11 protein-coding genes are annotated in these 14,648 nt (G+C 72.5%); 4 read left to right on the plus strand and 7 right to left on the minus strand.

The features are described from left to right. Positions 1-220 precede the first annotated feature (220 nt). Positions 221-2,050, minus strand: coding sequence for a glutamine--fructose-6-phosphate transaminase (isomerizing) (glmS, locus tag H297_RS0117585; protein ID WP_027738141.1), 1,830 nt, complete (start codon positions 2,048-2,050; stop codon positions 221-223). A gap of 97 nt (positions 2,051-2,147) precedes the next feature. Then, the gene (locus H297_RS0117590; RefSeq protein WP_027738142.1) at positions 2,148-2,426 is read right to left on the minus strand and encodes a hypothetical protein; all 279 of its coding nucleotides are present in this window, start codon (positions 2,424-2,426) and stop codon (positions 2,148-2,150) included. Between the two features lie 217 nt (positions 2,427-2,643). On the opposite strand from H297_RS0117590, the gene H297_RS0117595 reads away from it, so the two are divergent. Then, positions 2,644-4,479 carry a beta-N-acetylhexosaminidase gene (locus H297_RS0117595; protein ID WP_027738143.1) on the plus strand — a complete coding sequence of 612 codons (1,836 nt, stop codon included), beginning with the start codon at positions 2,644-2,646 and terminating at the stop codon, positions 4,477-4,479. Between the two features lie 87 nt (positions 4,480-4,566). Here H297_RS0117595 and H297_RS0117600 read toward each other — a convergent pair whose 3' ends face one another. From H297_RS0117600 to H297_RS0117615, 4 genes are all read right to left on the minus strand, one after another. Then, entirely contained in the window at positions 4,567-5,733 is a 1,167-nt protein-coding gene (locus H297_RS0117600) for an acyl-CoA dehydrogenase family protein (protein WP_027738144.1), read from the minus strand. A gap of 2 nt (positions 5,734-5,735) precedes the next feature. Further along, positions 5,736-6,752, minus strand: a complete 1,017-nt coding sequence (locus H297_RS36885; protein WP_051351934.1) for a hydroxymethylglutaryl-CoA lyase — start codon at positions 6,750-6,752, stop codon at positions 5,736-5,738. Next, positions 6,749-8,971: an ATP-binding protein gene (locus H297_RS0117610; RefSeq protein ID WP_027738145.1), complete on the minus strand. Its 2,223-nt coding sequence runs from the start codon at positions 8,969-8,971 to the stop codon at positions 6,749-6,751. The genes H297_RS36885 and H297_RS0117610 overlap by 4 nt, the downstream gene beginning before the upstream one ends. 95 nt (positions 8,972-9,066) lie before the next feature. Beyond that, positions 9,067-10,743 (minus strand): carboxyl transferase domain-containing protein, encoded by a 1,677-nt coding sequence (locus tag H297_RS0117615; RefSeq protein ID WP_051351935.1) that lies wholly within the window; start codon positions 10,741-10,743, stop codon positions 9,067-9,069. Positions 10,744-10,860: 117 nt separating this feature from the next. Here H297_RS0117615 and H297_RS0117620 point away from each other — a divergent pair, with 117 nt between their 5' ends. The 3 genes from H297_RS0117620 to H297_RS36890 all read left to right on the plus strand — a co-directional run bounded on the left by H297_RS0117620 (position 10,861) and on the right by H297_RS36890 (position 13,851). After that, the gene (locus H297_RS0117620; RefSeq protein ID WP_027738147.1) at positions 10,861-11,484 is read left to right on the plus strand and encodes an SACE_7040 family transcriptional regulator; all 624 of its coding nucleotides are present in this window, start codon (positions 10,861-10,863) and stop codon (positions 11,482-11,484) included. 137 nt (positions 11,485-11,621) lie between these two features. Then, complete coding sequence (locus H297_RS0117625) at positions 11,622-12,779, plus strand: acyl-CoA dehydrogenase family protein (protein WP_027738148.1); 1,158 nt, start codon at positions 11,622-11,624, stop codon at positions 12,777-12,779. A 94-nt stretch (positions 12,780-12,873) separates the two neighbouring features. Further along, positions 12,874-13,851, plus strand: coding sequence for an acyl-CoA thioesterase (locus H297_RS36890; protein WP_078514222.1), 978 nt, complete (start codon positions 12,874-12,876; stop codon positions 13,849-13,851). On the opposite strand, the gene H297_RS0117635 is transcribed toward H297_RS36890, so the two are convergent. Further along, a complete protein-coding gene (locus H297_RS0117635; protein ID WP_199787224.1) occupies positions 13,818-14,642 on the minus strand; it encodes a phosphatase in 825 nt (274 codons plus the stop codon). The genes H297_RS36890 and H297_RS0117635 overlap by 34 nt on opposite strands. Positions 14,643-14,648 lie beyond the last annotated feature (6 nt).

Here is a 14,648-nt window from a genome sequence, read left to right on the forward strand (position 1 = left end):
GGGCATACAGACAGCACGTGGGAGTCCCCGGCCCGAGGCGTGCCGCCGTCCGGCAAGTGACGGTTCCGTACGGCGGCCCACCTGCCGGCGTAATGGGCGACGCCGGCACAGGGGAGGCGGAATCCCGCGCGGTTGGTGGCCCGCGCGGGATTCCGCCCATCTCGTCACCCGCACCGCGCTCGGACCCGGCCCCGGGTGCTCGCGGCGGTGTTGCCGGGTCTCACTCCACGGTGACCGACTTGGCCAGGTTGCGGGGCTTGTCGATGTCCCGGCCCAGCGCCAGCGCCGTGTGATACGCGAGGAGTTGGAGCGGGATGCCCATCAGGATCGGGTCCAGCTCGTCCTCGTTCTTCGGCACCACGATGGTGTGATCGGCCTTCTCCTGCTCCTGGTGCGCCACGGCCAGGATGCGGCCGCTGCGGGCCTTGATCTCCTCCAGGGCCGCGCGGTTCTTCTCCAGCAGGTCGTCCTCGGGCACGATCGCCACCGTCGGCATCGCCGGCTCGATCAGCGCCAGCGGCCCGTGCTTGAGCTCGGAGGCGGGATAGGCCTCGGCGTGGATGTAGGAGACCTCCTTCAGCTTGAGCGAGGCCTCCAGGGCGACCGGATAGCCGCGCACCCGGCCGATGAAGAGCATGGAGCGGGCGTCGGCGTAGCTCTTGGCCAGCTTCTCGATCTCCGGCTCCTGCTTGAGGATCTCGGTGATCTGGTCCGGCAGTCTGCGCAGCCCCTCGATGATGCGCTTGCCGTCCTTGACCGACAGGTCGCGGGTGCGCCCCAGGTGCAGGGCGAGCAGTCCGAAGGCGACCACCGTGTTGGTGAAGCACTTGGTGGACACGACGCAGACCTCCGGGCCCGCGTGCACGTACACCCCGCCGTCCGCCTCGCGCGCGATGGCCGAGCCGACCACGTTGATGACGCCCAGCACGCGGGCGCCCTTGCGCTTGAGCTCCTGGACGGCGGCGAGCGCGTCGTAGGTCTCCCCGGACTGCGAGACCGCGATGTAGAGGGTGTCCGGGTCCACCACCGCGTTGCGGTAGCGGAACTCGCTGGCCGGCTCCGCGTCGGCAGGGATACGGGCCAGCTCCTCGATCATCTGGGCGCCGATCAGCCCCGCGTGGTACGAGGTGCCGCAGCCCAGGATCTTCACCCGGCGCACGGCCCGCGCCTCCCGCGGATCCAGGTTGAGGCCGCCGAGGTGGACGGTGGCGAACCGGTCGTCGATCCGGCCGGCCAGCACCCGGTCCACCGCGTCCGCCTGCTCGGCGATCTCCTTGTGCATGTAGGTGTCGTGCCCGCCCAGGTCGTAGGACTCGGCGGCGTACTCCACCGTCTCGGGCGAGGAGGCGGTGCGCGAGCCCTCGGTGGTGTAGGTGCGGTAGTCACCGGCCTTGATGGTGGCCATCTCGCCGTCGTCCAGGGTGACGACCTGACGGGTGTGCGAGACGAGGGCGGCGACGTCCGAGGCGACGAACATCTCGTTTTCCCCGATCCCCAGCACCACGGGCGAACCGTTGCGGGCCACCACGATGCGGTCGGGGAAGTCGGCGTGCAGCACCGCGATGCCGTATGTGCCCTCGATGTGGCGCAGCGCCTCCTGGACGCGCCCCTCCAGGCTCTCCGCCTGCGCGGCCGCGATCAGATGGGACAGCACCTCCGTGTCCGTGTCGGAGACCAGGGCGATGCCGTCCGCGCTCAGCTTGGCGCGCAGTTCGGCGGCGTTGTCGATGATGCCGTTGTGGACGACGGCGACCTTCTCGGCCGGGTCCAGGTGCGGGTGGGCGTTGGCGTCGTTGGGTGCGCCGTGGGTGGCCCAGCGGGTGTGGGCGATACCGGCCGTGCCGGAGAACCGCTTGGGGATCCGCTCCTCCAGATCGCGGACCCGGCCCTTGGTCTTGGCCGTCTTGAGGCCGCCCGTCTTGCCGCCGGCTCCGGCGGCCTGGATGGCGATGCCCGCGGAGTCGTACCCGCGGTACTCCAGCCGCTGGAGACCCTCCAGCAGGAGCGGGGCGGTGTCACGCTTCCCGATATATCCCACGATTCCGCACATACTGCTGATGCCCTGCCTCTCGGTCGTGCGCTGTGCTGCTGTCGCTGGTGCCGGCTCGGTCGCTGTCGCCGGCCGGGGCCGTCGGTGCCGTGCCCGGTCAGCCGTAGACGATGCGGCGGAGCTGTCTGAGGGACAGCCGGGGTGGTGCCACGGCGCGGTGCGGCAACTCCGCCTCGATGCGTTCGAAGATCTCGGGGTTGGTCAGCCCCTTGGCCTGGAGCTCGCGGTGCCGACGCCGGACGAACTCGGGGGCCGTCTCGTCGAAGTACGACAGGACGTCCAGCACCACCCGGGCCGCCTCGCCGCGCTGGAGCGGCGTGGTGCGGACCAGATGGTCGAGGAGGTCGTCGTGGACCGGGGTCGGAGCGTCGGGCACTCGTCGATAGTGCTGTCTCGACGCCTCGATCGCAAGAAATCTGCCCGATAGCGGGCACGGCGTGGCGGAAACCGGAGCCCTCCGATGTCTTCCCGTCGCTCGACGGGACCGCCACCATGGCGAAGTGTCGTGAACATGGCTTTCGTTGAGAGTGCGCCACTCCAGTGAACAACCGTTCGATGAGCTCCGGTCGCCCCGGAGCTCGGAGGGATCGCTGATGGGACGACGACGCAGACCGCTGCTGTTCCTGTGTGCCTCACTCCTCGCGGCCACCGCACTGCCGGGCACCCCGGCAGCCGCCGCGGCCCTGGGCGAGGGGACCGGCGCCGCACACGCCCCGCGCCCACTCGACCAGGTGATACCCGCGCCCGCCTCCGTACGGCAGGCCGGCAAGCCGTACGAGATCACCCCGCGGACCGTCATCCGCGTGAGTGACGGCCGTGACGGACACGGCCATGGCGGCGGGGGTGGCCATGGTGGCGGCCACGGTCATGGCGGCGGCCACGGGCGTGGGCACGACAGCAGGAGCGCCACCGAGGAGACCGGGAAGAACGAGGAGCAGGGCAGGGGCGCCGCCACCCACGAGGGCGCCGTCACCACCGACGCGGGTGCCACCACCGACGCGGGTGCCGCCGCCGACGCGGGTGCCGCCGCCGGTGCGGGGGGCGCCGAGTCGGCGCGGAAGGTCGCAGGCCAACTGGCCGACCTGCTGCGGCCCGCCACCGGCTACCGCCTGCCCGTCACCACCCGCAGCGGCCGCGACGGCATCCACCTGCGGCTGACCGACGACCGCCGGCTCGGCCGCGAGGGCTACCGGCTCCACGTCACCGAGCGCGCCGCCGTCCTCAGCGCCCGCGAACCCGCCGGGCTCTTCCACGGGATCCAGACCCTGCGCCAGCTCCTGCCCGCCGCGATCGAGGCGGACCGCCCGCAGCCCGGCCCCTGGCGGATCGCCGGCGGCACCGTCGTCGACACCCCGCGCTACGCCTACCGCAGCGCGATGCTGGACGTCGCGCGGCACTTCTTCCCCGTCGACGCGGTGAAGCGCTACATCGACCAGCTCGCCCTCTACAAGATCAACACCCTGCATCTGCACCTCTCCGACGACCAGGGCTGGCGCATCGCCGTCGACTCCTGGCCGCGGCTGGCCACCTACGGCGGCAGCACCCAGGTCGGCGGCGGGCCCGGCGGCCACTACTCCAAGGCCGACTACCGCGAGATCGTGCACTATGCCGCCGACCGGCACCTGACCCTCGTCCCCGAGATCGACATGCCGAGCCACACCAACGCCGCCCTGGCCTCGTACGCCGAGCTCAACTGCGACGGCAAGGCGCCACCCCTCTACACCGGCACCGAGGTCGGGTTCAGCTCCCTGTGCGTGCCGTTGGAGCGCACGTACGACTTCGTCGACGACGTGATCCGCGAGCTGGCCGACCTGACCCCCGGCCCCTACCTGCACATCGGCGGGGACGAGGCGCACTCCACCAGCCAGGAGGACTACGACGCCTTCATGAAACGCGTCCAGCCCATCGTGGCCAAGTACGGCAAGACGGCCATCGGCTGGCACCAGATCACCGCGGCGCCGCGCCGGGGCACCGTCGCCCAGTACTGGGGCTACGACCGGACCGGTGCCGAGGAACGCGCCCAGGTGGCCGCCGCAGCCCGCGCGGGCACCCGGCTGGTGATCTCCCCGGCCGACCGCTCCTACCTCGACATGAAGTACGACAAGGACACGCCGCTCGGTCTGTCATGGGCCGGGTACGTCTCCACGCGGCGCTCCTACGACTGGGACCCGGCCACCTACCTCGACGGCGTCCCCGAGGGAGCCGTCCTCGGTGTGGAGGCCCCGCTGTGGGCGGAGACCCTTACGACCAGTGGCCAACTGGAATACATGGCCTTCCCCCGGCTGCCCGGCGTCGCCGAACTCGGCTGGTCCCCGGCCGCCACCCACGACTGGGGCACCTACCGTGAGCGGCTCGCCCAGCACGGGCCGCGCTGGGAGCGGATGGGGGTGAACTACCACCGCTCACCGCAGGTGCCGTGGCCGAGGTGACCCGGTGTCCCGGCCCGGGGCGGGCACCCCGACGGGAGCGCCTCGGGCCGGGTCCGCAGCGGTGGGGATCCCCGAGACAGGGGTGGGTCAGACGCCCACCCCCAGCTCGCGGGCGACCAGCATGCGCTGGACCTCGCTGGTGCCCTCGCCGATCTCCAGGATCTTGGCGTCGCGCCACATGCGGGCGACCGGGTACTCGTTCATGAAGCCGTAGCCGCCGTGGATCTGGGTGGCCTCCCGGGCGTTGGAGACGGCGATCTCCGAGGAGTACAGCTTGGCCAGCGCCGCCTGCTTCTTGAACGGCTCGCCCGCCACCAGCCGGGCGGCGGCGTCACGCCAGGTGACGCGGGCGGTGTGGGCACGCATCTCCATGTCCGCGATCTTGAACTGGATCGCCTGGTTGGCGCCGATCGGCTTGCCGAACGCCGTCCGGGTGTTGGCGTAGGCCACGGACTCGTCCACACAGCCCTGGGCCAGACCCGTCGCGAGCGCGGAGATCGCGATCCGGCCCTCGTCCAGGATCCGCAGGAACTGCGCGTAGCCACGGCCCTGCTCGCCCAGCAGGTTGGCCCGGGGGACACGGACGTCGGTGAAGGACAGCTCGTGGGTGTCCGAGGCGTTCCAGCCGACCTTGGAGTAGGCCGGGGCCACCGTGAAACCGGGCGTCCCGGACGGGACGATGACGGTGGAGATGCGCGGCGCGCCGTTCTCCTTGCGCCCGGTGACGGCGGTGACCGTGACCAGCCCCGTGATGTCCGTACCGGAGTTGGTGATGAAGGACTTGCTGCCGTTGATCACCCACTCGTCCGTCTCCTCGTCGAGCACGGCCGTGGTGCGGGTGCCGCCCGCGTCCGAGCCGCACTCGGGTTCCGTCAGCCCGAAGGCGCCCAGCATCTCTCCGGAGCACAGCTTCGGCAGCCACTGGCGCTTCTGCTCCTCCGTACCGAAGAGATGCACCGGCATCGCCCCGAGCGAGACGCCCGCCTCCAGCGTGATCGCCACCGAGGAGTCGACGCGGGCCAGCTCCTCCAGGGCGAGGCAGAGCGCGAGGTAGTCGCCGCCCATGCCGCCGTACTCCTCGGGGAAGGGCAGGCCGAACAGGCCCATGGTGCCCATCTGGCGGACGATCTCGTAGGGGAACTCGTGTGCCTCGTAGAACTCGCCGATCTTCGGGGCCACCACGTCGTGGGCGAACTCCTCGACGGTGCGGCGCAGTTCCTCGTGCTCGGGGGCGAGGCGGTGGTCGAGAGCCATGCTCACTGCTCCTTGAAGTCCGGTGAGGTCGAAGAGGAGGTGCCGGAAGGGGAGGGGGCCGTACCCGCGAGGGCGCGGACCGTGCGGGAGGGGCTGGGGCGGCCCAACTGCCCGGCCATCCAGACGCTGGTCGCGGTCAGCCGCGCGAGGTCGACGCCGGTCTCGATGCCGAGTCCGTCCAGCATCCAGACCAGGTCCTCCGTGGCGAGGTTGCCGGTGGCGCTCCTGGCGTACGGGCAGCCGCCCAGTCCGCCGGCCGAGGCATCCACCGTCGTGACGCCCTGCTGGAGCGCCACCAGGGTGTTGGCGAGGGCCTGTCCGTAGGTGTCGTGGAAGTGCACAGCAAGCCGGGGCCCGCCCGCGGTCCGCTCCGACAGCCCGGCCTCGTGCAGAGCCGACAGCAGCGCCTGGACGTGGCCCGGGGTGGCGACGCCGATGGTGTCGCCCAGGCTCAGCTCGGCGCAGCCCATCCCGGCCAGTGCCCGGCACACCCGCACCACCTGCTCGACCGGTACGGCACCCTCCCACGGGTCGCCGAAGCACATCGACAGGTAGCCGCGCACCGCGAGCCCCTCCTGCCGTGCGCGGGCCACCACCGGCTCGAACATCTCCAGCGCGCCGTCCACCGTGCGGTTGAGGTTGGCCTCGGCGAAGGACTCGGTGGCGCTGGCGAACACCGCGACCTCCCGCGCCCCCAGCGCCAGGGCCCGCTCCAGCCCGCGCGCGTTGGGCACCAGTACGGGCAGCCGCACCCCGGCCAGACCGTCCCCGGTCAGCCGGGGGTAGAGCTGCTCCGCGTCGGCGAGCTGCGGCACCCACCTGGGGTGGACGAAGCTGGTCGCCTCCACGGTGGTCAGCCCGGAGGCGGCCAGCCGGTGGATGAACTCCGCCTTCACCTCGACCGGCACGACGGCCTGTTCGTTCTGCAGCCCGTCCCGCGGCCCGACCTCGTGGATGCGCACCCGGGTGGGCAGCCCGTCCCGGGGCACCACCATGGGCAGGTTCGTGCTGTTCGTCATACGGCTGCCTCCGTCCCGCCGTCCGCTGTGTTCCCGTGCGGGTCCACCACCGCGAGCACCTGGTCCATCGCGACGGTGCTGCCGGCTGTGACGTCCAGTTGGGTCACCCGCCCGGCGTGCGGGGCCGTGATGACGTGCTCCATCTTCATCGCCTCCACCACCAGCAGGCTCTGCCCGGCCGCGACCTCGTCCCCCACCGCGGCCTTGACGAGGGTGACGGTGCCGGGCATGGGGGCCGTCAGCGCATCGGCTCCCTGGGGGGTGCCCGCCTGTTGCAGGGCGGCGGCTACCGGGTCGTGGTCCCGCACCTGCCAGGCCTCGCCGTCCTTGCCCAGCCACACGCCGGGCACGTCCCCTTCCGGGCACAGCGCACGGGTGAAGGTGAGGCTCATGCCGTCCCAGTCGAGCCGCACAGTGCCGTCCTGGTCCGCGCCCCCGCCCGGGTGGCCGTCGGAGCAGGGGCCGGGGGCGAGCCTCGCCCGGACCGGGGTGGCGCCCTCGACGCTGATCTCCGCCTCGCCCGGCAGCACGGGCGCCTCGGGGCGCCTGCCGTCCGGCGCGGCCGGCCGGACGCGTACCGCCACCGGGTCGTGTCCTGGCACCCGCAGGTGGTGCACCGTCCACGCCCGCTGCCCGCCCATCCGCCACCCCGAGGGCACCGCGAACGGGCTCACCCATGTGCCCGTGCCGCCTTCCCGGCCGGTACCCGGGCCGGACAGGGAGTCCCCCTCCGGCCCGCCGTCTGCGCCCCACACACCCTGGTGCGGCGCGCCGGGGGTGAGAGCGGTCTGCCGCAGCAGGGCTGCCGCGCCGTACACCTCCGCGGGCACCGCCTTTGGCAGCAGCCCGGCTGCCGCGCGGTCCACCAGGCCGGTGTCCAGGTCGCCGGAGGCGACCTGCGGGTGGGCGAGGAGACCGCGCAGGAAGGCCGTGTTGGTGTCGACCCCCAGCACCGTCGTCCGCGCCAGCGCCGCCCGCAGGCCGCGCAGCGCCGCCGCGCGGTCCGGGCCCCAGGCGATGACCTTGGCGAGCATCGGGTCGTACGTCGTGCCCACCTCCGTGCCCGTGGTGAGCCCGGAATCGGTGCGTACACCCTCGCCCTGCGCCTCCTGGAGCAGCAGTACCCGCCCCGCCGAGGGCAGGAAGTCGACACGGCCGTCCGCGGCGCCCGGTGCCAGGCGGGCGGTCTCGGCGCAGATGCGGGCCTCCACCGCGTGCCCGTCCAGCGCGATGTCCCGCTGCGCGAACGGCAGCGCTTGCCCGGCCGCCACCCGCAGTTGCCACTCCACCAGGTCCAGCCCGGTGATCAGTTCGGTGACCGGGTGCTCCACCTGGAGGCGGGTGTTCATCTCCATGAAGTAGTAGGCACCCGAGCCGTCGCCCGGGACGATGAACTCGACCGTGCCCGCGCCGCGGTAGCCGCACGAGCGGGCCGCGTCGGCCGCCGCCTCGCCCATCGCCGCACGCGTCGCCGCGTCCAGCAGGGGGCTGGGGGCCTCCTCGACGATCTTCTGGTGGCGCCGCTGGAGGGAGCACTCGCGCTCCCCGAGGTGCAGCACGGTGCCGTGTCCGTCGGCCAGCACCTGGATCTCGATGTGCCGGGGCCGGTCGATCCACCGCTCCACCAGCAGCCCGTCGTCCCCGAACGCGCCGCTGGCCTCGCGACGGGCAGCGGCGATCTCCTCCGGCAGCGCAGCCTCCTGACGCACCAGCCGCATGCCTTTGCCGCCGCCGCCCGCCGACGGCTTGAGCAGCACCGGAAGCCCCGTCTCGCGGGCTGCGACGGCCAGTTCGGCGTCGGTCAGCCCGCTGCCCGAGGAGCCCGGCACCACCGGGACCCCCGCCGCGCGGACCGTCTCCTTGGCGCGGATCTTGTCGCCCATCAGCTCGATGGCTCCGACGGGCGGCCCGACGAAGGTCAGGCCCGCCTCGGTGCAGCGCCGCGCGAACTCGGCGTTCTCCGCCAGGAAGCCGTACCCCGGGTGCACGGCCTGGGCGCCGCTGCGGTGCGCCGCCTCCAGCAGCCGCTCGATGCTCAGGTAGCTGTGGGCGGCGGCGGCCGGGCCGATCCGCACGGCCGTGTCGGCCTCCCGCACGTGGCGGGCGTCGGCGTCCGCGTCGCTGTGGACCGCGACCGAGCGGACGCCCAGCCTGCGCAGCGTGCGGATCACGCGCACCGCGATCTCCCCGCGGTTGGCCACCAGCACGGTGTCGAACATCCAGCCTCTCCTCGCCCTCACGTCGTGACTCGAACCTCCCGCGCCCGCGTCCGGCACCGCCCTCACCGCATCCCGCGTCGCCATCCGGGCCGGCCTCACATCCGGAAGACGCCGAAGCGGGGCGCTTCCGGATCGCGGTGCGGGAGCGGGGCGTTGGCGCAGGCCGTCAGGGCCAGGCCCAGCACCTGCCGGGTCTCCGAGGGGTCGATCACCCCGTCGTCCCACAGCCGTGCCGTGGCGTAGTAGGCGTTGCCCTGCGTCTCGTACTGGGCGCGGACGGGGGCCCGGAACTCCTCCTCCGCCTCCGCGGGCCACTCCTCGCCGCGGGCCTCCATCTGGTCCCGCTTGACGGTGGCCAGGACCGACGCGGCCTGCTCGCCGCCCATCACGGAGATCTTGGCGTTCGGCCACATCCACAGGAAGCGCGGGCTGTAGGCCCGGCCGCACATCGAGTAGTTGCCCGCGCCGTAGGAGCCGCCGATCACCACCGTCAGCTTCGGCACCCGCGCGCAGGCCACGGCGGTGACCATCTTGGCGCCGTGCTTGGCGATGCCGCCCGCCTCGTAGTCCTTGCCGACCATGAAGCCCGAGATGTTCTGGAGGAAGAGCAGCGGGATGCCGCGCTGGTCGCACAGCTCGATGAAGTGGGCGCCCTTCTGGGCCGACTCGGAGAAGAGGATGCCGTTGTTGGCGACGATGCCCACCGGGTGGCCGTGCACATGGGCGAAGCCCGTCACCAGCGTCGTGCCGTACTCCGCCTTGAACTCCTGGAAGCGCGAGCCGTCCACGACGCGGGCGATCACCTCCCGCACGTCGTAGGGGGTGCGGGAGTCGACGGGCACCACGCCGTAGAGCCCCGCCGGGTCGAGGGCCGGCTCCTCCACGGGGCGCACGGCCCAGGGCAGGGCGCCGGGGGAGGCGGGGGCGGGCAGCGTCGAGACGATGTGCCGCACGATGCGCAGCGCGTGCGCGTCGTCCTCGGCGAGGTGGTCGGTGACGCCGGAGACCCGCGAGTGGGTCTCGCCGCCGCCCAGCTCCTCCGCGGTGACGACCTCGCCCGTGGCGGCCTTCACCAGGGGCGGACCGCCGAGGAAGATCGTGCCCTGCTCGCGGACGATCACCGCCTCGTCGCTCATCGCCGGGACGTAGGCGCCGCCCGCCGTGCACGAGCCGAGGACGGCGGCGATCTGCGGAATGCCGGCGGCCGACATCCGGGCCTGGTTGTAGAAGATCCGGCCGAAGTGCTCCCGGTCGGGGAAGACCTCGTCCTGCATCGGCAGGAACGCGCCGCCCGAGTCGACCAGATACAGGCACGGCAGCCGGTTCTCCAGCGCGACCTCCTGGGCCCGCAGGTGCTTCTTGACGGTCATCGGGTAGTAGGTGCCGCCCTTGACCGTCGCGTCGTTGGCGACGATCACCACCTCGCGGCCCGAGACCCGGCCGATGCCCGCGATCACTCCGGCCGCGGGCGCCGCGTCCTCGTACATCCCGTCGGCCGCCAGCGGGCACAGCTCCAAAAACGGGGAGCCCGCGTCCAGCAGGGTGTCGACCCGGTCGCGGGGCAGCAGCTTTCCGCGCGCCACATGCCGCTCACGGGCCCGCGCGCCTCCGCCCAGCCGGGCGCGGGCGAGCTTCTCGCGCAGCCGCCCGGCCAGTTCGCGGTGGCCCCTGCGGTTCTCGGCGGCCGCCTCCGAGTCCGGGTCGACGGCGCTCGTCAGGCGCGGCGCCGCAGGACCGTGCCCGCTCACGTCCCGTACCGTCCGCTCGTGCATCACCGGCCCGCTCCCTCGCTCGCACACCCCGGCCACACCCCGACCGGCTCGGTTAGTGGTCGTTAACCGACTGCTTCAGGTTAACGCCTGCTAACCGGCCTGTCTAGAATGGACGGCATGAGCACCAGGACGGCAGGCACGGCCGCACCCAGCAGGCGGGAGCAGATCCTGCGGGAGGCCGCCCGGCTCTTCGCCGAGCGGGGATTCCACGGGGTGGGGGTCGACGAGATAGGGGCCGCTGTCGGCATCAGCGGCCCCGGGCTCTACCGCCACTTCGCGGGCAAGGATGCGATGCTGGCCGAGCTGCTGGTGGGGATCAGCGAGCGGCTCTACGAGGGGGGCCGGCGCCGGGCGGAGGAGTCGGCGGCGGCCGGTCTCGGTCCCTCGGCGGCGCTGGACGCGCTGATCGAGGGCCACATCGACTTCGCGCTCGACGACCGCGAGTTGATCACTCTCCACGACCGTGAGCTCGACCGGCTGCCGGAGGCGGACCGCAAGCAGGTGCGCAAGCTCCAGCGGCAGTACGTCGAGCTGTGGGTCTCCGCGGTCCGTGCGCTGTACCCGGTCCTGACCGAGCTGGAGGCGCGGGTCGCCGTGCACACGGTCTTCGGGCTGCTCAACTCGACGCCGCATCTGAGCGGTTCCTCCCGGATGCCCGACCGCGGGACGACGGCCGCGCTGCTGCACCGCCTCGCGCGCGGCGCCCTCTCCGCTGCCGAGCCCCGCGAGGGTGCCGGGTAGGCCCCGGTGCCCGGCCGCGGCGTTCCGGGTGGCGCCCCGCTCTGGACAGTGGAGGTGACCCCTCGGTAGCTTTGGAGCAGCGAGACTGAGCAAGCGCTTAGCCATGGCCGAGGCCGTACATGAAGAGGAGGCGTGCTGTGCGCCGCACGGTGTTCAACGAGGACCACGAGGCGTTCCGCCGGACGATCCGTGACTTCATCGCGGCCGAGGTCGTGCCCCACTACCCGCAGTGGGCCGAGCAGGGCTACGTCCCCAAGGACTTCTACAAGAAGCTCGGCGAGCTGGGCATCTTCGGCATCGAGGTGCCCGAGGAGTACGGCGGCGCGGGCGAGACCAGCTTCAAGTACAACGCGGTCGTCACCGAGGAGTGCGCCCGCGCGGGCGTGAGCTTCGGCGGCTCCAGCGTGCACACCGCGCTGTGCCTGCCGTACATCCTCAAGTACGGCAACGAGGAGCAGAAGAAGCGCTGGCTGCCCGCGTTCGTCTCCGGCGAGATGATGACGGCCATCGCCATGACCGAGCCGGGTACCGGTTCGGACCTGGCGGGGATGAAGACGACGGCCAAGCTGTCCGAGGACGGCACCCACTACGTCCTCAACGGCGCCAAGACCTTCATCACCGGCGGCGTCCAGGCCGACCGGGTCCTGGTGTGCGCCCGTACCGCCCCGGCCACCCCCGAGGACCGGCGCGGCGGCATCTCGATCCTGGTGGTGGACACCACGAGCGAGGGCTACGCGGTGGGCCGCAAGCTGGACAAGCTCGGGCTGCGCTCCTCCGACACCGCGGAGCTGTCCTTCACCGACGTCCGGGTGCCCGTGGAGGACCTGCTGGGCGAGGAGGGCAAGGCGTTCGGCTACCTGGGCCAGAACCTGCCGCAGGAGCGGCTGGGCATCGCCATCGGCGCCTACGCCCAGTCCGCCGCCGCCGTGCGGTTCGCGCACGAGTACGTCAAGGAGCGCACCGTCTTCGGCAAGGAGGTCGCCTCCTTCCAGAACACCAAGTTCGTACTGGCCGACTGCAAGGCCGACGTGGACGCGATGCAGGCCGTCGTCGACCGGGCCCTCGAAGCGCTGGACGCCGGGGAGCTGACCCCCGCCGACGCCGCCTCGGCCAAGCTGTTCACCACCGAACTGGCCGCCCGGGTGATCGACAGGTGCCTCCAACTGCACGGCGGATACGGCTACATGCTGGAGTACCCGATCGCGAACCTGTACGCGGACACCCGGGTCTCGCGGATCTACGGCGGCACCAGCGAGGTCATGCGCTCGATCGTGGCGAAGTCGATGGGCCTGTGAACGCACCGTCGCACCGGGGCGTGTCCCGCGGTGCCCGCGGCGGTGTGATCCGCGCCGTAACACCGACGGACCCCGTCCGGGCAGAATCACGCGCATGAGCCAAGCACTGACGTCCCTGCTCGACCTGCTCGACCTGGAGCGCGTCGAGGAGGACATCTTCCGCGGCAGCAGCCGGGCCGCCGTCGTCCCCCGGGTCTTCGGCGGCCAGGTCGCGGCGCAGGCGCTCGTGGCCGCCTGCCGCACCGTTCCCGAGGGGCGGCTGCCGCACTCCCTGCACGCGTACTTCCTGCGTGCCGGCGACCCGGGCGCCCCGATCGTCTACACGGTGGACCGGATACGCGACGGGCGGTCCTTCACCACTCGCCGGGTGGTGGCCGTCCAGCACGGGCAGCCGATCTTCCATCTGTCCGGCTCCTTCCAGGTCCACGAGGAGGGCATGGAGCACCAGGAGGCGATGCCTTCCGCGCCCGACCCGGAGACCCTCCCCACGGCGGAGGAGATCCTGCCGCGCTACCAGCACCTGTTCACCGACCCCGCGGTGCCCGAGCGGCTGCTGCGGGCGCGGGAGGCGGTGGACCTGCGGTACGTGGCGGAGCCCCCGTTCGGCAGCGTCGGGCGGCCCTCCCGGCCGCGCTCACAGGTGTGGTTCCGTACCCAGGGGAAGCTGGACGGCGAGCTCGACGATCCGATGCTGCACATCTGTCTGGCCACCTACGTCTCGGACATGACGCTGCTGGACTCGGTGCTGCTGGCGCACGGCAGGGGCGGCTGGGCGGTCGGCGACGTGGTCGGGGCCAGTCTGGACCACGCGATGTGGTTCCACCGCCCGTTCCGTGCGGACGAGTGGCTGCTCTACGACCAGGAGTCGCCCACCTCGCAGGGCGGCAGGGGGCTGGCCAAGGGCCGGATCTTCACCCGGGAGGGGGCGCTGGCCGTCTCCGTCATCCAGGAGGGGGTCGTGCGGGTCCCGCGCCCTCGGAGCACCGGCTCCGCCCACCCGGATGCTGCGCCGGACGCCCGGTCGGCCGGGCCCGGCGCTCAGCCGGCGAGGCCCGCCGCAGCCAGCACGTAGGCCGTCATCGGCTCGTAGAAGCGCGGGTCGACCACGTGGTCGTCCAGCGGCACGGTGACCTCCAGGGTGCCCTCCGCCTCGCCGAGGAACAGGGCGGGGTCGTTGCAGTCGGCGAAGCCCACCGTGGTCAGCCCGTGCTGGGCGGCGCGGCCGGCCCAGCCGTGGTCGGCGACCACCAGGTCGGGCAGGGACTGCCCGGCCTGCTCCAGGGCGTGCAGGATGCCGGCCATCGGTTCGGGGGAGTGGGTGTGCCACAGCGAGGCGCCCCGCTCGTAGGTGGCGACGCCCTGGAACTGCACGATGACGCCCTCGTCCGCGAAGACGCGCAGCGGCGTGCGCACGATGTCGCAGCCGACGGCGCGCAGCGCGGTGGCCAGGGTGCCGTGCATGTCCAGCAGCGCCCCCGGGTGGCCGGTGGCGAACAGGACGCGGCCCCGGGCCTCGGCGACCTTGCGCAGCTCGGCGGCGGCCCGGTCGAGCGCGGCGGCGGTCAGCTCCGGGTCGATGGTGTCCTGTCCCGTGCGGTAGTCCGGGTCGTCGCTGACGCCGCAGCGCTCCGCCATGACCGCGAGCACGTCCTGCTCGTCCACCCAGCGCTCGCCCAGTTCGAGGCCGAGCCAGTAGTGGCGGTCGCCGTTGGCGAGCTTGCGGTAGTGGTCGAGGTTGTTCTCCCGCGGTGTGGCGACGTCCCCCGCGATCCGGGTGCGCACCAGGTGGGAGATCAGCTCGTCGCGGGTGGGCGCTTCCGGGAGCGGCAGGGGGAGCGACACCGGCAGGAGAGGTCGTGGCATGAGGCC

The organism is Streptomyces sp. CNT360 (genome assembly GCF_000424785.1).